The sequence below is a fragment of the Burkholderia sp. Ac-20345 genome (assembly GCF_017104825.1).
In the GTDB taxonomy this organism is placed as follows: Bacteria; Pseudomonadota; Gammaproteobacteria; order Burkholderiales; family Burkholderiaceae; genus Burkholderia; species Burkholderia lata_B.
The window spans coordinates 34765-53325 of the sequence record NZ_JAAGPO010000063.1; the positions used below are offsets into that span (position 1 = coordinate 34765).

The window sequence follows — 18561 nt, forward strand, 5'->3', positions numbered from 1 at the left end:
TTATTCCTGAAATTGAACAAAATCTGCGCATCGATTTCGGGCAAAGCGAGAATCGGCGCACAGTTGACTTCCGAACCGGCGAAACGGGGCGAACTTTCGAACGCAACTCGGCCCGCCGAATACCGGAACCCAGCATGATATTCCGGAAATACCAACTAAGTCAACGGCTTGCGTGATTCGCCGGTCAGACGCGTGGTTTACCGGAAGGGTCGGAACGCCTGTGTCAGGCCGACTCGACGACGTCGATGATCTCGTCGCCGAAGCGCTCCAGCTTGCGCACACCCATGCCGGGGATATGGCGCAGGTCGTCGATCGTCTCCGGCGCGTTGCGTGCGATCTCGGCGAGCGTCGCGTCGTGGAAAATCACGTAGGCCGGCACGCCGTCCGTCTTCGCGGTTTCCGCTCGCCATGCGCGCAGTGCATCCCATCGCGCGCGCTCACGCGTGCCCATGCCGGCCGTCGGATCGACTCGCGTACCGCTGCGGCTCGACGACTGGCGCGTGCGCTGCGGCTTCACGTAGCGGCGCAGCGTGACCTTCTCCTCGTTCTTCAGCACGGGCTTCGCGGCCTCGGTCAGCACGAGCGCGCCGAAGCCGCCATGATCGACGGCCAGGTAGCCGTACGCGACGAGCTGCCGGAAAATCGCGCGCCACTCGGGCTCCGACAGCGACGCGCCGATCCCGAAGGTCGTGAGCTGGTCGTGGCCGCGCTGCAACACCTTCTCGGTGCGCCCGCCGCGCAGGATCTCGATCAGATGGCTCGAGCCGAAATTGAAGCCGCTCGCGCGCTGCGCGCGGAACACGCAGGACAGCGCCATCTGCGCCTCACGCGTGGCGTCCCACGAATCGGGCGGCTCGAGGCACGTGTCGCAGTTGCCGCACGGCTTGCTCTCCTCGCCGAAGTAGTTCAGCAGCCGCACGCGGCGGCACGAGATCGTCTCGCACAGCCCGAGCAGCGCGTCGAGCTTCGACGTCTGGACGCGCTTGTGCGCGTCGTCCGCATCGGACTCGTCGATCATCTTGCGCTGCTGGACGACGTCGCCGAGACCGTACGCCATCCACGCATTCGCGGGCATCCCGTCGCGGCCGGCGCGGCCCGTTTCCTGGTAGTAACCTTCGACGCTCTTCGGCAGATCCAGGTGCGCGACGAAGCGCACATCCGGCTTGTCGATGCCCATGCCGAACGCGATCGTCGCGCACATCACGATGCCTTCCTCGCGCTGGAACATTTCCTGGTGCTTCTGCCGCACCTCGAACTCCATCCCCGCGTGATACGGCAGCGCGCGCACGCCCTGCGCCTTAAGCCATTCGGCCGTTTCCTCGACCTTGCGGCGCGACAGGCAATAGACGACGCCCGCATCCGTCGTACCGTCGGCATTCGTGTGTTCGGCGCGGATGAAATCGAGCAGCTGCGAACGCGCGTTGTCCTTTTCGACGATCCGGTAGCGGATGTTCGGGCGGTCGAAGCTCGACACGAACACGCGCGCGTCGTCGAGCGCGAGACGATGGATGATCTCGTCGCGCGTGATCGCATCGGCCGTGGCCGTCAGCGCGACGCGCGGCACCGACGGAAACCGCTCGTGCAGCACCGACAGCTGGATGTATTCCGGGCGGAAATCGTGCCCCCATTGCGACACGCAGTGCGCTTCGTCGATCGCGAACAGGCCGATCTTCGCGCGCTCGAGCAGATCGAGGAAGCGCCCCGTCATCAGCCGTTCCGGCGCGACGTACAGCAGGTCGATTTCGCCTTCGCGCAGCGCGCGCTCGGTCGCCGCGGCTTCGGCGCCCGACAACGTCGAATTCAGGTATGCCGCGCGCACGCCCACTTCGCTCAGTGCGGCGACCTGGTCCTGCATCAGCGCAATCAACGGCGACACGACGATGCCGGCGCCCTGCCCGGCCTCGCGACGCAGCAGCGCCGGGATCTGGTAGCACAGCGACTTGCCGCCGCCGGTCGGCATCAGCACGAGGCAATCGCCGCCGCCGGCGACGTGTTCGACGATCTCGCCCTGCTGGCCGCGAAATGCGGGATAACCAAATACTTCGTCGAGGATTTCGAGGGCGCGGGACATGAATGAGGGCTGGGACGGCTAAACGATGACCGCAATTTTAACAACCCGCTCGCTCGACGCGTGGCGAATCGTGCGGTTTTGGCCGATCGGCCAGGATTCGTTCACGCACATGACGGGCCTGCGGCGGCTGCACGGCAGGCCCGTCATGTGCGCGAACGACAGATGAAAAAAAACCGCCCGGCGGAACCGGGCGGTTTCGGTGACAGCGAGGTAAGGCAAGGCGGCTCGCGCCGCCCGCACTTACTCGGCTGCCGGGTGTTGCTGCGGCTCTTCTGCCGGCGCGCTCGGCGTGCCGAAGTCGAACGATTCTTCCGCTGCGATCTGGTCGAAACGCTCGCGATCCGACGATTCCTTCGCCTTGCGTGCCTTATGGAACGCGAGACCCGTACCGGCCGGAATCAGACGGCCGACGATCACGTTTTCCTTCAGGCCACGCAGATCGTCGCGCTTGCCCATGATCGCCGCTTCGGTCAGCACGCGGGTCGTTTCCTGGAACGATGCCGCGGAGATGAACGAGTCGGTCGACAGCGATGCCTTCGTGATACCGAGCAGCACGTTGTCGTACGAAGCCGGACGCTTGTCCTCGGCGATCATGCGATCGTTCTCGTCCAGCATGTCGGAACGTTCGACCTGTTCGCCCGGGATGAAGCGCGTATCGCCGTTGTCGGTGATCTGCACACGACGCAGCATCTGGCGAACGATCACCTCGATGTGCTTGTCGTTGATCTTCACGCCCTGCAGACGATACACGTCCTGCACTTCGTCGACGATGTAGCGCGACAGCGCCTCGATACCCTGCAGACGCAGGATGTCGTGCGGATCGGCCGGACCGTCCACGATCATTTCGCCCTTGTTGACGACCTGAGCATCGTGAACCAGAACCTGCTTTTCCTTCGCGATCAGGAACTCGTGCTGGTTGCCCTCGAGATCCGTGATGACGAGACGCTGCTTGCCCTTCGTGTCCTTACCGAACGACGTCGTACCGGTGACTTCCGCGAGAATGCCGGCATCCTTCGGCGAACGTGCTTCGAACAGCTCCGCCACCCGCGGCAGACCGCCGGTAATGTCACGCGTCTTCTGCGCTTCCGTCGGGATACGTGCGAGCACTTCACCGACCTGCACCTGCTGGCCATCCTTCACGGTGATCAGTGCGCCGACCTGGAAGCCGATCTGCACTGCGTGCTCCGTGCCCGGAATCTTCACTTCGTCGCCGTTCGCGTCGAGCAGCTTGACCTGCGGACGCACGCTCTTCGAAGCTTGCGAGCCACGACGCTTCACGTCGATCACGACCAGCGTCGACAGGCCGGTCACGTCGTCGATCTGCTTCGCGACGGTCACGCCTTCCTCGACGTTCTCGAACTTCACCGTACCACCGTACTCGGTGATGATCGGACGCGTCAGCGGATCCCACGTGGCGAGCTGCGTGCCTGCCTTGATGGTCACGCCGTCGAGCTGCAGCAGCGTCGCGCCGTACGGCACTTTGTGACGCTCGCGCTCGCGACCGAAGTCGTCGGTGATCATCGCTTCGCCCGAACGGGAAATGACGATCTGCTCGCCCTTCGCGTTCGTGACGTAGCGCATCGTCGCCGTGAAGCGCACGATACCGTTGCTCTTCGCTTCGACCGACGAAGCCACTGCCGCACGCGATGCCGCACCACCGATGTGGAACGTACGCATCGTCAGCTGCGTGCCCGGTTCACCGATCGACTGTGCCGCGATCACGCCGACTGCTTCGCCGACGTTCACGAGCGAGCCGCGGCCGAGGTCACGGCCGTAGCAGGCCGCGCACAGGCCGTAACGCGTTTCGCAGGTCAGCGGCGTGCGCACGCGCACTTCGTCGATGCCGAGGCGTTCGATTTCCTCGACCGCCGTTTCGTCGAGCAGCGTGCCCGATTCGTACACCGTTTCCTGCGTTTCCGGGTTCACGACGTCCGCGACCGCGACGCGGCCGAGGATACGGTCGCGCAGCGCTTCGACAACTTCACCGCCTTCGACCAGCGCCTTCATCGCGACGCCGTTCGACGTGCCGCAATCGTCTTCCACCACGACCAGATCCTGCGTGACGTCGACGAGACGACGCGTCAGGTAACCCGAGTTCGCGGTCTTCAGTGCCGTATCAGCCAGACCCTTACGTGCACCGTGGGTCGAGATGAAGTACTGCAACACGTTCAGACCTTCGCGGAAGTTCGCGGTAATCGGCGTCTCGATAATCGAGCCGTCCGGCTTCGCCATCAGGCCACGCATACCGGCCAGCTGACGAATCTGAACCGCCGAACCCCGGGCGCCCGAGTCGGCCATCATGTAGATCGAGTTGAACGACTCCTGGCGCGTTTCCTTGCCGTCGCGGTCCGTCACCGGCTCCGTCGACAGCTGCTCCATCATCGCCTTGCCGACCGCTTCCGACGTTGCCGACCAGATGTCGACCACGTTGTTGTAGCGTTCCTGCGCGGTGACGAGACCCGACATGTACTGACGGTCGTACTCCTTCACCTTCTTCGCGGCGTCGCCAACGATCGTTTCCTTCTGCGGCGGCACGAGCATGTCGTCCACGCAGATCGAGATGCCGGCGCGCGTCGCGAGACGGAAACCCGACTGCATCAGCTGGTCGGCAAACACCACCGTCGCGCGCAGACCGCACTTGCGGAACGCCGTGTTGATCAGGCGCGAGATTTCCTTCTTCTTCAGCGGCTTGTTCAGCACCGAGAACGGCAGGCCGTGCGGCAGGATCTCCGACAGGATCGCGCGGCCGACGGTCGTCGCGTACAGCGAGATCTTCGGCACGAATTCCGGCGCGCCTTCCGACGTGTCTTCGTTGCGGACCATTTCGGTGATCCGCACGTTAACGCGCGATGCGAGCTCGACTTCCTTGTTCTCGTACGCGCGGATTGCTTCCGACACGCCCGTGAACGACAGGCCTTCGCCCTTGCCGTTGACCGCTTCGCGGGTCGCGTAGTACAGACCCAGCACGATATCCTGCGACGGCACGATCGACGGATCGCCGTTGGCCGGGAACAGCACGTTGTTCGACGCCAGCATCAGCGTACGCGCTTCCATCTGCGCTTCGAGCGACAGCGGCACGTGAACGGCCATCTGGTCACCGTCGAAGTCGGCGTTGAACGCCGCGCAGACGAGCGGGTGCAGCTGAATTGCCTTACCTTCGATCAGCACCGGCTCAAACGCCTGGATACCGAGACGGTGCAGCGTCGGCGCACGGTTCAGCATCACCGGGTGCTCGCGGATCACCTCTTCGAGGATGTCCCACACCACCGGCGTCTGGTTCTCGACTTCCTTCTTCGCAGCCTTGATGGTCGTCGCGACGCCCATCACTTCCAGCTTGTTGAAGATGAACGGCTTGAACAGTTCGAGCGCCATCAGCTTCGGCAGACCGCACTGGTGCAGCTTCAGCGTCGGGCCGACCACGATGACCGAACGGCCCGAGTAGTCGACGCGCTTGCCCAGCAGGTTCTGACGGAAACGGCCGCCCTTACCCTTGATCATGTCGGCGAGCGACTTCAGCGGACGCTTGTTCGCGCCCGTCATCGCCTTGCCGCGACGACCGTTGTCGAGCAGCGAGTCGACGGCTTCCTGCAGCATCCGCTTTTCGTTGCGGACGATGATTTCAGGCGCCTTCAGCTCGAGCAGACGCTTCAACCGGTTGTTACGGTTGATCACACGGCGATACAGGTCGTTCAGGTCCGACGTCGCGAAACGGCCGCCGTCCAGCGGCACGAGCGGACGCAGTTCCGGCGGCAGCACCGGCAGCACTTCGAGGATCATCCACTCGGGCTTGATGCCCGAGCGCTGGAATGCCTCGAGGACCTTCAGGCGCTTCGCGTACTTCTTGATCTTCGCTTCCGAGCCGGTGTTCTTCAGCTCGGTGCGCAGCGTCTCGACCTGCTCGTCGATGTTGATCGCGCGCAGCAGTTCACGCACGCCTTCCGCGCCCATTTCGGCACGGAATTCGTCGCCGTATTCCTCGACCTTGTTGTAGTAATCCTCTTCGGTCATGATCTGCCGCGCCTTCAGCGGCGTCATGCCCGGTTCGATCACCACATAGGCTTCGAAGTACAGCACGCGTTCGATGTCGCGCAGCGTCATGTCGAGCACCATGCCCAGACGCGACGGCAGCGACTTCAGGAACCAGATGTGCGCGACCGGCGAGGCCAGTTCGATGTGGCCCATCCGTTCGCGACGCACCTTCGCCAGCGTCACTTCAACGCCGCACTTCTCGCAGATCACGCCGCGGTGCTTCAGACGCTTGTACTTGCCGCACAGGCACTCGTAGTCCTTGATCGGCCCGAAGATCTTCGCGCAGAAGAGACCATCGCGTTCCGGCTTGAACGTACGGTAGTTGATGGTCTCCGGCTTCTTCACTTCGCCGAACGACCACGAACGGATCTTGTCCGGCGAGGCCAGACCGATCTTGATCGCGTCGAAAACTTCTTCCTGTTGGACTTGCTTGAATAGATCGAGCAGAGCTTTCATTGCTTTCTCTCCGTAGTCCGATTAATTGCGGTCGAGATCGATATCGATACCGAGCGAGCGGATTTCCTTCACGAGCACGTTGAAGGATTCCGGCATGCCTGCATCGATCACGTGATCGCCCTTGACCAGGTTTTCATAAACCTTGGTACGGCCGTTCACGTCGTCCGACTTCACCGTCAGCATTTCCTGCAGCACGTAGGAGGCGCCGTACGCTTCGAGTGCCCACACTTCCATTTCACCGAAACGCTGGCCACCGAACTGCGCCTTACCACCCAGCGGCTGCTGCGTGACGAGCGAGTACGGGCCGGTCGAACGCGCGTGCATCTTGTCGTCGACCAAGTGGTGCAGCTTCAGGTAGTGCATGTAGCCAAGCGTCACGCGACGTTCGAACATTTCACCCGTGCGGCCGTCGTACAGACGGACCTGGTTCTTCGACGGGTTCATGCCGAGCTGTTCCGCGATGTCGTCCGGGAACGCGAGGTCGAGCATCTTGCCCATTTCTTCCTCGGTCGCACCGTCAAACACCGGCGTTGCGAACGGCACGCCTTCGCGCAGGTTCTTCGCGAGTTCGAGGATCTCGTCGTCGGTGAAGCTTTCCAGATCTTCCTGGCGGCCCGAGTCGTTGTAGATCTTCGTCAGGAACACGCGCAGTTCCTCGATCTTCGTCTGACGCTGCAGCATTTCGCCGATACGCCAGCCGAGGCCCTTCGCGGCCCAGCCGAGGTGCACTTCCAGAACCTGACCCACGTTCATCCGCGACGGAACGCCCAGCGGGTTCAGCACGACGTCTGCCGGACGGCCATCGGCCATGTACGGCATGTCTTCGATCGGGACGATCTTCGACACGACACCCTTGTTACCGTGACGGCCTGCCATCTTGTCGCCAGGCTGCAGGCGACGCTTGACCGCGAGGTACACCTTGACCATCTTCAGCACGCCCGGCGGCAGTTCGTCGCCTTGCGTGAGCTTCTTGCGCTTCTCTTCGAACGCGAGGTCGAACTGGTGACGCTTTTCTTCGATCGAGTTCTTGATCGCTTCGAGCTGCGCCGCTGCTTCGTCGTCCGCGAGGCGGATGTCGAACCAGTGGTAGTGGTCGAGGTCTTCCAGGTAAGCCTGGTCGATCTTCGTACCCTTCGCGAGCTTCTTCGGACCGCCGTTCGCGACCTTGCCCACGAGCATGCGTGCGAGACGCTGGAACGCGTCGCCTTCCACGATGCGCAGCTGGTCGTTCAGGTCGAGACGGTAACGCTTCAGTTCGTCGTCGATGATCTGTTGCGCACGCTTGTCGCGCTGGATGCCTTCACGCGTGAACACCTGGACGTCGATCACGGTGCCGCTCATGCCCGACGGCACGCGCAGCGACGTGTCCTTCACGTCCGAAGCCTTCTCGCCGAAGATCGCGCGCAGCAGCTTCTCTTCCGGCGTCAGCTGGGTCTCGCCCTTCGGCGTGACCTTGCCGACCATCACGTCGCCCGCTTCGACTTCCGCACCGATGTACACGATGCCCGATTCGTCGAGACGGCCGAGCTGGACTTCAGCCAGGTTCGAGATGTCGCGCGTGATTTCTTCCGGCCCGAGCTTCGTGTCACGTGCAACGACGTTCAGCTCTTCGATGTGGATCGACGTGTAGCGATCGTCCGCAACGACCTTCTCCGAGATCAGGATCGAGTCTTCGAAGTTGTAGCCGTTCCACGGCATGAACGCGATCAGCATGTTCTGGCCGAGCGCGAGCTCACCCAGGTCCGTCGAGGCGCCGTCGGCCAGCACGTCGCCGCGCGAGACCTTGTCGCCCATCTTCACGATCGGACGCTGGTTGATGTTCGTGTTCTGGTTCGAACGCGTGTACTTGATCAGGTTGTAGATGTCGACACCGACTTCACCTGCGACCGCTTCGTCGTCGTTCACGCGAATCACGATACGGCCCGCGTCGACATAGTCGACGACGCCGCCGCGGAACGCCTGAACCGTCGTACCCGAGTCGACCGCGCAGGTGCGCTCGATGCCCGTACCGACGACCGGCTTTTCCGGACGCAGACACGGCACGGCCTGACGCTGCATGTTCGAACCCATCAGTGCACGGTTCGCGTCATCGTGTTCAAGGAACGGAATCAACGAAGCTGCAACCGACACGATCTGCGACGGCGCAACGTCCATGTACTGGATGCGGTCCGGCGTGACCATCATCGTTTCGCCGGCTTCACGCGACGACACGAGTTCGTCGATCAGCTGGCCGTTCTCGTCGATCGCGGCGTTCGCCTGCGCGATCATGTAGCGGCCTTCTTCGATCGCCGACAGGTAGTCGATCTGGTCGGTCACCTTGCTGTCCACGACCTTGCGGTACGGCGTCTCGAGGAAGCCGTATTCGTTCAGGTGCGCATACAGTGCGAGCGAGTTGATCAGACCGATGTTCGGACCTTCCGGCGTTTCGATCGGGCACACGCGGCCATAGTGGGTCGGGTGCACGTCACGAACTTCGAAGCCTGCGCGTTCACGCGTCAGACCGCCCGGGCCCAGTGCGGAAACACGGCGCTTGTGCGTGATTTCCGACAGCGGGTTGGTCTGGTCCATGAACTGCGACAGCTGCGACGAACCGAAGAACTCGCGGATCGCCGACGAAATCGGCTTCGAGTTGATCAGGTCATGCGGCATCAGGTTTTCGCTTTCGGCCTGGCCGAGGCGTTCCTTGACCGCGCGCTCGACACGCACGAGACCTGCGCGGAACTGGTTTTCCGCCAGTTCGCCGACGCAACGCACGCGACGGTTGCCGAGGTGGTCGATGTCGTCCACTTCGCCCTTGCCGTTGCGCAGCTCGACGAGGATCTTGATCGTCGCGAGGATGTCGTCGTCCTGCAGCGTCATCGGGCCGGTGATCTCGTCACGGCTGACGCGGCGGTTGAACTTCATACGGCCGACCTTCGACAGGTCGTACGCTTCTTCGCTGTAGAACAGACGATTGAACAGTGCCTCGACCGCTTCTTCGGTCGGCGGCTCGCCCGGACGCATCATGCGGTAGATCGCGATGCGCGCGGCCGTCCTGTCGGTCGTTTCGTCGACACGCAGCGTCGACGAGATGTACGGGCCCTGGTCCAGGTCGTTCGTGTAGAGCGTCTGGATGTCCTTGATGCCCGCTTCGCGCAGCTTCTCGAGCACGCTTTCCGTGACTTCGTCGTTCGCGCTCGCGATCACTTCGCCGGTATCGCCGTCGACGACGTTCTTCGCCAGCACGCGGCCGAGCAGATAGTCTTCCGGCACCGAGATGAACTTGGTCTTGGCGGCTTCGAGGTCGCGAATGTGCTTCGCGTTGATCCGCTTGTCCTTCTGGACGATGACCTTGCCATCACGATCCGTGATGTCGAAACGCGCGACTTCACCACGCAGGCGCTCGGGCACGAACTCGAGTTGTGCGCCTTCGTCCATCAGCGTGAAGTTGTCGAACACGAAGAAGTTCGCGAGGATCTGTTCCGGCGTGAGGCCGATGGCCTTCAGCAGGATCGTGACCGGCATCTTGCGGCGACGGTCGACGCGGAAGTACAGGATGTCCTTCGGATCGAATTCGAAGTCGAGCCACGAGCCGCGGTACGGAATGATCCGTGCCGAGAACAGCAGCTTGCCCGAGCTGTGCGTCTTGCCCTTGTCGTGTTCGAAGAACACGCCCGGCGAACGGTGCAGCTGCGAGACGATGACACGCTCGGTGCCGTTGATGACGAACGAGCCCGTCGGCGTCATGAGCGGCATTTCGCCCATGTACACTTCCTGCTCTTTCACTTCCTTGACGACCGGCTTGTTCGGCGATTCCTTGTCGAGGATGACAAGGCGGACCTTCGCGCGCAGCGCGGAGCAGTACGTCAGGCCACGCTGCTGGCATTCCTTGATGTTGAATGCCGGCGAGGACAGCGCATAGCTCACGAACTCAAGGCGCGCGAAACCGTTGTGCGAAACAATGGGAAATACCGATGTGAACGCGGCCTGCAAACCTTCAGGCTTGCGTTGTGTGGCCGGCACATCGGCTTGCAGAAACGTGCTGAATGATTCAAGCTGGGTAGCCAGCAAGAACGGAACTTGGTGAACGATGGGGCGCTTCGCGAAACTCTTGCGAATGCGCTTCTTCTCGGTGAAGGAATATTGCATACGATCTCCGAATCACGGCGGGTGCTATCGAGGCGGAATACCTTGACGTTTCAAACCCGAGTGTTCACCGACTGAGACCCGATGGCCGTTCGACGGCTTGAACGAGCCGAGAAGCTTGGTGGTTGGCCGCTACCAACCGCTGGCTGACGGCAGCGGATGCCTGTGTTGCCCGCTACCCGACCAAACTTGCCTTCTGCAGTCGCTTCAGAAGACAAAGAGAACCGCCATTCGTGACCAATGACAACGATCAGGCGGTTTTCTTTGGCTTCTGGGGCCGATTATTCGGGCTCCCGAATGAGTGCCAGAATAACGTCCCCACAAAGCACAAAAAGGCCGGCGGTGAAAATACCGCCAGCCTTCGCGCAGCGAGCCGAAACTTACTTGATTTCGGCCTTCGCGCCTGCGTCTTCCAGCTTCTTCTTGGCTTCGTCAGCAGCAGCCTTCGGCACTGCTTCCTTGACAGGCTTCGGTGCGCCGTCAACCAGGTCCTTCGCTTCCTTCAGGCCCAGGCCCGTCAGTTCGCGAACTGCCTTGATGACTGCAACCTTGTTGCCGCCTGCTTCGAGCAGCATGACCGTGAATTCGGTCTGCTCTTCAGCAGCAGCAGCAGCGCCGCCGCCTGCCGGGCCAGCGACTGCCACTGCAGCTGCCGACACGCCAAACTTCTCTTCGAACGCCTTGACCAGTTCGTTCAGTTCCAGAACGGTCATCCCTTCGACTGCTGCCAGGATGTCTTCTTTTGCGATTGCCATTTGAAATACTCCTAAATTGAATTCGGATACAGCCAGCGATCAATGACGCTGATGCACGTTCGATTACGCAGCTTCCGCTTGCTTCTTCTCGGCCAGCGCGGCCAGAGCGCGCGCGAAGCCCGAAACAGGCGATTGCATAACGAACAGCAGCTTCGAGAGCAGTTCTTCGCGGCTCGGGATGCTTGCCAGCGCTTGCACGCCAGCCTTGTCCATCACCTTGCCATCGAACGAACCAGCCTTGATGACCAACTTGTCATTGCTCTTGCTGAAGTCGTTGACGACCTTAGCAGCAGCAATTGCATCTTCCGAGATGCCGTAGATCAACGGGCCAGTCATCTGCTCTGCCAGCGGAGCAAACGGCGTACCTTCAACAGCGCGACGCGCCAGCGTGTTCTTCAACACGCGCAGGTAAACCTGTTGCTCACGCGCTTTCGCGCGCAGCTTGGTCAGATCGCCAACCGCAATTCCACGATACTCAGCCAGCACAACGGTCTGGGCCTTCGCGACTTGCGCGGAAACCTCAGCGACGACGGCTTGCTTGTCTTCTCTATTAAGCGGCACGGTTAGCCTCCAGAAACGATACGTTCGGCACGAAACCTCGCGTACCTCGTTCAACAACGGCGTCCGACCTCGTTAGGAGTATTTCCACCTCACGCCGGGAATCGCTTCACGGCCTGCGGCTTCACCACTGCAAAACTTTTTCGGGTTCGCCATCTGCGTTGGCTTGAATTAAGGGATCACCTGACTGCTGCGCCCCACCAACGGTCTTTGATAACCGGTTGCCCGCCCTGTTGCACGAACAACCGCCCAAAGCCCATGTAGGCCGCTTCGCGAACGAAGCGGCCCGAATACTTGCTTACTGTGCTGCCAGCGTAGCCTGGTCAACACGCACGCCGACGCCCATCGTGCTCGACAGTGCGATCTTGCGCAGGTAGATGCCCTTGCTCGTTGCCGGCTTCGCCTTCTGCAGCGCTTCGACCAGCGCCGACAGGTTCGAACGCAGTGCGGTCGACTCGAACGATGCACGGCCGATGGTCGCGTGGATGATACCGGCCTTGTCGACACGGAATTGCACCTGACCAGCCTTCGCGTTCTTGACGGCGGTTGCGACGTCCGGCGTGACCGTACCGACCTTCGGGTTCGGCATCAGGCCGCGCGGGCCGAGGATCTGACCGAGCGTACCGACGATACGCATCGTGTCCGGCGAAGCGATCACGATGTCGAAGTCCATCTGGCCAGCCTTGATCTGCTCTGCCAGGTCTTCCATACCGACGATTTCCGCGCCTGCTGCACGAGCTTGCTCAGCCTTCTCGCCTTGCGCGAACACGGCAACGCGAACCGACTTGCCCGTACCTGCCGGCAGAACGACCGAACCACGAACGACCTGGTCCGACTTCTTCGCATCGATGCCGAGCTGGACTGCGACGTCGATCGACTCGTCGAACTTCGCGCTCGCGCATTCCTTCACGAGGCTCAGTGCGTCTTCGATCGCGTACAGCTTCTGGCGATCAACCTTGGCGGCAAATGCCTGACGGCGCTTGGAGATCTTAGCCATTTACACGCCCTCCACAGTGATGCCCATCGAGCGTGCGCTACCAGCGATGGTGCGAACGGCTGCGTCCAGATCAGCTGCCGTAAGGTCCGGCATCTTGGTCTTCGCGATTTCTTCAGCTTGAGCGCGCGTGATCGAACCGACCTTGTCGGTGTGCGGCTTGCTCGAGCCCTTGTCCACCTTCGCCGCCTTCTTGATCAGGACGGTCGCCGGCGGCGTCTTCATCACGAACGTGAAGCTCTTGTCAGCGAATGCCGTGATGACCACCGGCACCGGCAGACCCGGCTCCATAGCTTGAGTCTGCGCGTTGAACGCCTTGCAGAACTCCATGATGTTCAGGCCGCGCTGGCCCAGTGCCGGACCGACCGGCGGCGACGGGTTGGCTTTACCTGCAGGGATCTGCAGCTTGATAAAGCCGATAATCTTCTTTGCCATTTGTGAACCTCAATGGAACGCCAGGGGAGGCGTTCGGTGAGTAGTAACGCGCTTTCGCCGCTGGCTACTGACGCTCCTCAACGGCCATGACGCGGGCCGTAAGCGCGAAGGTGGGCAGCCGAGGCTGCCCACCGAATCGGGATCAAACTTTTTCGACCTGACCGAACTCGAGTTCGACCGGTGTGGATCGACCGAAGATGGTGACCGACACACGCACGCGCGATTTCTCGTAGTTGACTTCTTCGACGGTGCCATTGAAGTCCGTGAACGGGCCTTCCTTGACGCGCACCATCTCGCCGACTTCGAACAGGGTTTTCGGGCGCGGCTTTTCGACGCCTTCCTGCATCTGCGACATGATCTTCTCGACTTCCTTCGGGGAAATCGGGGTCGGGCGGTTACGCGCACCGCCAACGAAACCGGTGACCTTCGCGGTGTTCTTCACGAGGTGCCACGTTTCGTCCGTCATTTCCATTTCCACCAGCACGTAGCCGGGGAAGAAACGACGCTCGGTCACAGCCTTGTGGCCGCCTTTGACTTCGACCACTTCTTCGGTCGGAACCAGGATCTGACCGAATTTGTCCTGCATGCCAGCACGTTCGATGCGCTCTTGAAGCGCGCGTTGCACGCTCTTCTCCATACCGGAGTAGGCGTGCACGACGTACCAACGCTTTCCGCTCGGGGATGCCGGAGTATCGCTCATATCATTTCCAACCCAGAATCGCCGAGAAAATCACCCATTCGATCGATTTGTCACTCAACCAGAGGAAAATCGCCATCACGAGCACGAAACCGAACACGACGAGTGTGGTTTGCGTTGCTTCCTTGCGGGTGGGCCAAACGACCTTCCGGACTTCCTTGTACGAATCCTTGGCAAACGCGATGAGGCTCTTGCCAGGTGCGGACATCAGCCCGACGGCCACGCCGGCGATGATACCTACCGCCAACGCGGCACCGCGGACATACCACTGCTGATTGGCCAGCCAGAAGAAGCCCACGAATCCGGCCAAGACCAGCAATACGCCCAGGGCCAGCATCAGCTTATCGCCGGAGGTATTTACAGTTTCGACGGATGGATTCGCCATAACACCTTAAAACAAATGCCACGTAGGACACGTGGCTATTTTTTGGCAGGGGCAGAGGGAATCGAACCCCCAACCTTCGGTTTTGGAGACCGACGCTCTGCCAGTTGAGCTATACCCCTAAACCATGTTGGGGCTGGCTGTCACCAGCCCCAAAACTGTCGATCAACGAATAACTGGCTTACTCGATGATCTTGGCGACGACGCCGGCGCCGACCGTACGGCCACCTTCGCGGATTGCGAAGCGCAGACCTTCTTCCATCGCGATCGGAGCGATCAGCTTCACCGTGATCGACACGTTGTCGCCCGGCATCACCATTTCCTTGTCCTTCGGCAGCTCGATCGAGCCCGTCACGTCCGTCGTACGGAAGTAGAACTGCGGACGGTAGTTGTTGAAGAACGGCGTGTGACGGCCGCCTTCGTCCTTGCTCAGCACGTACACTTCAGCCGTGAAGTGCGTGTGCGGCGTGATCGAACCCGGCTTCGCCAGAACCTGGCCACGCTCCACGTCTTCACGCTTCGTGCCGCGCAGCAGGATACCAACGTTGTCGCCTGCTTGACCTTGGTCCAGCAGCTTGCGGAACATTTCAACGCCCGTGCAGGTCGTCTTCACCGTCGGCTTGATACCGACGATTTCGATTTCTTCGCCGACCTTCACGATGCCGCGCTCGACGCGACCCGTCACAACCGTACCACGGCCCGAGATCGAGAACACGTCTTCCACCGGCATCAGGAACGCGCCGTCAACTGCACGCTCCGGCGTCGGGATGTACGTGTCCAGCGCGTCGGCCAGGCTCATGATCGCCACTTCGCCCAGCTCGCCCGTGTCGCCTTCCAGCGCCAGCTTTGCCGAACCCTTCACGATCGGCGTGTCGTCGCCCGGGAAGTCGTACTTCGACAGGAGTTCGCGAACTTCCATCTCGACCAGCTCGAGCAGTTCAGCGTCGTCCACCATGTCGCACTTATTCAGGAACACGATGATGTACGGAACGCCAACCTGACGCGCCAGCAGGATGTGCTCACGCGTTTGCGGCATCGGGCCGTCTGCTGCCGAGCAAACCAGGATCGCGCCGTCCATCTGCGCTGCGCCCGTGATCATGTTCTTCACATAGTCAGCGTGGCCCGGGCAGTCGACGTGTGCGTAGTGGCGGTTAGCCGTTTCGTACTCGACGTGTGCCGTGTTGATCGTGATGCCGCGCGCCTTTTCTTCCGGTGCCGCGTCGATCTGGTCGTATGCCTTCGCTTCGCCGCCGAACTTCTTCGTCAGAACCGTCGTGATCGCTGCCGTCAGCGTCGTCTTGCCGTGGTCAACGTGACCAATCGTACCAACGTTCACGTGCGGCTTGGTCCGCTCGAATTTACCCTTGGCCATTTTCGACTCCCAAAAGGAATTTCACAGGTTGCGCCGCGCGCAAACAAGACACTGACTTTGTACTGCTGGTGCCCATGGGCAGGATCGAACTGCCGACCTCTCCCTTACCAAGGGAGTGCTCTACCACTGAGCCACATGGGCGCTTTACGCTTCAACTTCGCGGTCTGGAGCGGGTGAAGGGAATCGAACCCTCGTCGTAAGCTTGGAAGGCTTCTGCTCTACCATTGAGCTACACCCGCACGGGCCACAAACGATTCCTTACCGCTCACTGCGCTGATAATCTTGGTGGAGGAGGTTGGATTCGAACCAACGTAGGCGTAAGCCAACAGATTTACAGTCTGCCCCCTTTAGCCACTCGGGCACCCCTCCGTAGAGAACTGACGATTATGGGGGTGCATCGCACTTCTGTCAAGCACATCCGGAAGATTATTTTCACTCTCTTCCCGACGCTGGCTTGACCACCGATCTCCCGCCCTTGCCCGGCTAAGGCAAGCATGGGTGCTACCGATCAGTGCCGCATCTTCGTCAGACTCCGCCCTCAACGTCGATCTGCATCTACGCTGAAAACGAAAGACCGCCATCATACGACCTCTTTAGCACTCTGCCAAGCGGGTAAACGAAAATTTCCGCAAATTTCGTGCCGGGCGGGTTCATTCGTCTGTTTCCGATATCTCGCAAGGCGCCATTTTCAGCATCACGGGTTATCTGGACCGATTCGCAGGCGATGTACGTGACAAGGCTTTCGCGCACGCTCCGGCAACTGCATCCGATCTTTGACCGACGCTTCCGACGGGAAATCGTGGATGCGGCCCGACCTTTGTCGACTTCGGCGACAAGCACGATACCATCCCGGGCTACCTGCCCGCCTCTGGTTCGGATCCTCATGCGCCTGCTTGTCCTTTTGATGGCCTTCATGACTTTGACCGCTCATGGCGCCGGTCCGGCAGACACCTGGTGTCGCTCGAGCACAATCGCCAGGATCCGCCAGCAGGCCCTGGCTGACAGCCATGCTCCAGGACGCCCTGCGGCAACCGCATCGCTCGCCGCATACAGCCAATTGAAGTCCGCGCTCGATGCCGGGTGCCTCGATTTGGGAGACATCGGTTCGACCGCGGCGCACCCGTGGAGCCAGGATGCGATCGCCTATGCGTGGCTGCTCAGCGATGCTTCCATGTACCTCGTCGGCGCTAGCGTCGGCGATGACACATCGCCAAATGAATCCGGCAGCCCAGCCTGCATCGACGTATTGCAACCACTACTTGGCGACGACATGCGGCCCCGCCCCGGGCTGCCCCGCAGGCTTGTCGAAGCAATCTCGGCAAACATTCTGCAGTGCGCCGCCCACTGCACCTCGCCGTCGTGCAAGCCGACCAACGTCAGCATCTGGTCGGCCTATCGCAGCGAATCCGCGGCATACACGCGACATCCCGTATGCCCGTACGATGCCCACCTCGTGCAGCTGGACACCAATACCTGCGTAGGATTCGACGCCGGCGCGTTCTCCGCTCCGCATCCGCTGGAAGATGCCGGAAAGCTGGCGTGCGACAGCCAGCCTTCAATGTCTACTGGTCGCTGCCCTGCGTTGGTCGTCCTAACCCGAGATCAAGGGCGGAACACGATGCGTCGGTTTCCGCCTGGCGACGGCTCCGCACTCGGCGATCCGAGTACCACATGCGCGGTGCGATCGACCGGCGTCGACGCCAGTGGCACGCGCTTCGCGCTAATGGGCGAAGGGCGAGACTGTTTTGGCGGCACAGCCTATTCACTCATCGAAGAAATCTATGTGTTGCGCGACGGACAGCCCGTGCTCGTCAAAAGGAACAGCGCGGATTTCTGACGCTATCCGGTTCATGGATTCGCGGGCACCCGGTTCGCGCTACGCAACGATCCTCTCCATCCGCCGGGTTACACACGCCCGCCTCCTCGCGCAGGTTGACTTGAGCGGAGATGCGACGAATTGAGATACAAAAATCTCGGGATGACTACACGATGCCATCCCGGGTGATATCCCACTTAGCACGATCGATGGACAGCGGTCGTCCACCCCTCGCGGCAAGAACACACCAAAACGTCCGATAGACGCGACTCGTTGCCAGATCATGCTGACGGCTCGCGTGATGACGGAAGCGGTGAAACCTGCCCGATAGGCACGGAATTGCAATGATGATTTTTTGCCGAAGATGAGCTCAATACGCGAACGAACGGCGCCCGATAGCCGGCAATCGGGTGGCCGACGATGCCACACCGGGCCCACGTACCGCGACGCTCAAATCTGCGTCGAGAGGTAGTCAGGTATTGATGGAGTCGCTACTCGACCTGGCCGTCATTGTCGTGAGCGGCAGGGATGGATGTTCGAATGTGGGTCCCAGCCAGCGCAAGCTGTCAGCGCGGGGCCGGCTCGATTGGTTTGATCGGCGGCGCAGAGCTGCGGATCGCTCGAGAACGGCAAGCGCTAAATTGGCGCACTCGGCGCCCAGCTCCAGCCAGGCTGCCCATCCCGATCCCCCATGCATTTCCGCCGCTGAAATGCAAAAACCCCCGCCTTTCGGGCGGGGGTTTCTGGCTTAGGGAGCCTGACGATTACCTACTTTCACACGGGAATCCGCACTATCATCGGCGTAGAGTCGTTTCACGGTCCTGTTCGGGATGGGAAGGGGTGGGACCGACTCGCTATGGTCATCAGGCAA

The 18561-nt window shown here is 61.3% G+C and carries 11 protein-coding genes, 4 tRNA genes and 1 rRNA gene; 1 reads left to right on the top strand and 15 read right to left on the bottom strand.

Annotated features, from left to right (window positions below; translation table 11 throughout):
• Positions 1 to 223: 223 nt before the first annotated feature.
• The 14 genes from recQ to G3O06_RS22800 form a co-directional block, all read right to left on the bottom strand.
• Complete coding sequence (gene recQ / locus G3O06_RS22735) at positions 224 to 2071, bottom strand: DNA helicase RecQ (RefSeq protein ID WP_174919023.1); 1848 nt, start codon at positions 2069 to 2071, stop codon at positions 224 to 226.
• Positions 2072 to 2311: 240 nt separating this feature from the next.
• On the bottom strand, positions 2312 to 6556 hold the full coding sequence (gene rpoC / locus G3O06_RS22740; protein ID WP_174919024.1) for a DNA-directed RNA polymerase subunit beta': 4245 nt from the start codon (positions 6554 to 6556) through the stop codon (positions 2312 to 2314).
• A 21-nt stretch (positions 6557 to 6577) separates the two neighbouring features.
• Entirely contained in the window at positions 6578 to 10684 is a 4107-nt protein-coding gene (rpoB, locus tag G3O06_RS22745) for a DNA-directed RNA polymerase subunit beta (RefSeq protein ID WP_174919025.1), read from the bottom strand.
• A 377-nt stretch (positions 10685 to 11061) separates the two neighbouring features.
• Positions 11062 to 11436: a 50S ribosomal protein L7/L12 gene (gene rplL, locus G3O06_RS22750; protein WP_011350669.1), complete on the bottom strand. Its 375-nt coding sequence runs from the start codon at positions 11434 to 11436 to the stop codon at positions 11062 to 11064.
• A gap of 63 nt (positions 11437 to 11499) precedes the next feature.
• Entirely contained in the window at positions 11500 to 11997 is a 498-nt protein-coding gene (gene rplJ, locus G3O06_RS22755) for a 50S ribosomal protein L10 (RefSeq protein WP_021161756.1), read from the bottom strand.
• Positions 11998 to 12292: 295 nt separating this feature from the next.
• Positions 12293 to 12991, bottom strand: coding sequence for a 50S ribosomal protein L1 (gene rplA, locus G3O06_RS22760; protein ID WP_174919026.1), 699 nt, complete (start codon positions 12989 to 12991; stop codon positions 12293 to 12295).
• Positions 12992 to 13423: a 50S ribosomal protein L11 gene (gene rplK, locus G3O06_RS22765; RefSeq protein ID WP_174919027.1), complete on the bottom strand. Its 432-nt coding sequence runs from the start codon at positions 13421 to 13423 to the stop codon at positions 12992 to 12994.
• 142 nt (positions 13424 to 13565) lie between these two features.
• Positions 13566 to 14123, bottom strand: coding sequence for a transcription termination/antitermination protein NusG (gene nusG / locus G3O06_RS22770; RefSeq protein ID WP_006400672.1), 558 nt, complete (start codon positions 14121 to 14123; stop codon positions 13566 to 13568).
• 1 nt (position 14124) lies between these two features.
• Positions 14125 to 14505, bottom strand: a complete 381-nt coding sequence (gene secE / locus G3O06_RS22775) for a preprotein translocase subunit SecE (RefSeq protein ID WP_006482892.1) — start codon at positions 14503 to 14505, stop codon at positions 14125 to 14127.
• Positions 14506 to 14548: 43 nt separating this feature from the next.
• Positions 14549 to 14624: transfer RNA gene (locus G3O06_RS22780), tRNA-Trp, on the bottom strand.
• A gap of 59 nt (positions 14625 to 14683) precedes the next feature.
• Positions 14684 to 15874 carry an elongation factor Tu gene (gene tuf / locus G3O06_RS22785; RefSeq protein WP_011350666.1) on the bottom strand — a complete coding sequence of 397 codons (1191 nt, stop codon included), beginning with the start codon at positions 15872 to 15874 and terminating at the stop codon, positions 14684 to 14686.
• A gap of 66 nt (positions 15875 to 15940) precedes the next feature.
• Positions 15941 to 16015, bottom strand: a tRNA-Thr gene (locus G3O06_RS22790).
• Between the two features lie 24 nt (positions 16016 to 16039).
• A tRNA-Gly gene (locus tag G3O06_RS22795) sits at positions 16040 to 16113 on the bottom strand.
• A gap of 44 nt (positions 16114 to 16157) precedes the next feature.
• Positions 16158 to 16243: transfer RNA gene (locus G3O06_RS22800), tRNA-Tyr, on the bottom strand.
• 514 nt (positions 16244 to 16757) lie between these two features.
• Between G3O06_RS22800 and G3O06_RS22805 the strand changes: the two genes are divergently transcribed.
• On the top strand, positions 16758 to 17711 hold the full coding sequence (locus G3O06_RS22805; protein WP_205817562.1) for a hypothetical protein: 954 nt from the start codon (positions 16758 to 16760) through the stop codon (positions 17709 to 17711).
• Between the two features lie 734 nt (positions 17712 to 18445).
• Here the strand turns inward: G3O06_RS22805 and rrf are convergent.
• A 5S ribosomal RNA gene (gene rrf, locus G3O06_RS22810) occupies positions 18446 to 18558 on the bottom strand.
• Positions 18559 to 18561 lie beyond the last annotated feature (3 nt).

Bases quoted from the DNA above. Each gene is read 5' to 3' on its own strand.
- rplK (WP_174919027.1), bottom strand. From the start codon at position 13,423: ATGGCAAAGAAGATTATCGGCTTTATCAAGCTGCAGATCCCTGCAGGT.
- recQ (WP_174919023.1), bottom strand. From the start codon at position 2,071: ATGTCCCGCGCCCTCGAAATCCTCGACGAAGTATTTGGTTATCCCGCA.
- rplL (WP_011350669.1), bottom strand. From the start codon at position 11,436: ATGGCAATCGCAAAAGAAGACATCCTGGCAGCAGTCGAAGGGATGACC.
- rpoB (WP_174919025.1), bottom strand. From the start codon at position 10,684: ATGCAATATTCCTTCACCGAGAAGAAGCGCATTCGCAAGAGTTTCGCG.
- rpoC (WP_174919024.1), bottom strand. From the start codon at position 6,556: ATGAAAGCTCTGCTCGATCTATTCAAGCAAGTCCAACAGGAAGAAGTT.
- G3O06_RS22805 (WP_205817562.1), top strand. From the start codon at position 16,758: ATGCGCCTGCTTGTCCTTTTGATGGCCTTCATGACTTTGACCGCTCAT.
- nusG (WP_006400672.1), bottom strand. From the start codon at position 14,123: ATGAGCGATACTCCGGCATCCCCGAGCGGAAAGCGTTGGTACGTCGTG.
- tuf (WP_011350666.1), bottom strand. From the start codon at position 15,874: ATGGCCAAGGGTAAATTCGAGCGGACCAAGCCGCACGTGAACGTTGGT.
- secE (WP_006482892.1), bottom strand. From the start codon at position 14,505: ATGGCGAATCCATCCGTCGAAACTGTAAATACCTCCGGCGATAAGCTG.
- rplA (WP_174919026.1), bottom strand. From the start codon at position 12,991: ATGGCTAAGATCTCCAAGCGCCGTCAGGCATTTGCCGCCAAGGTTGAT.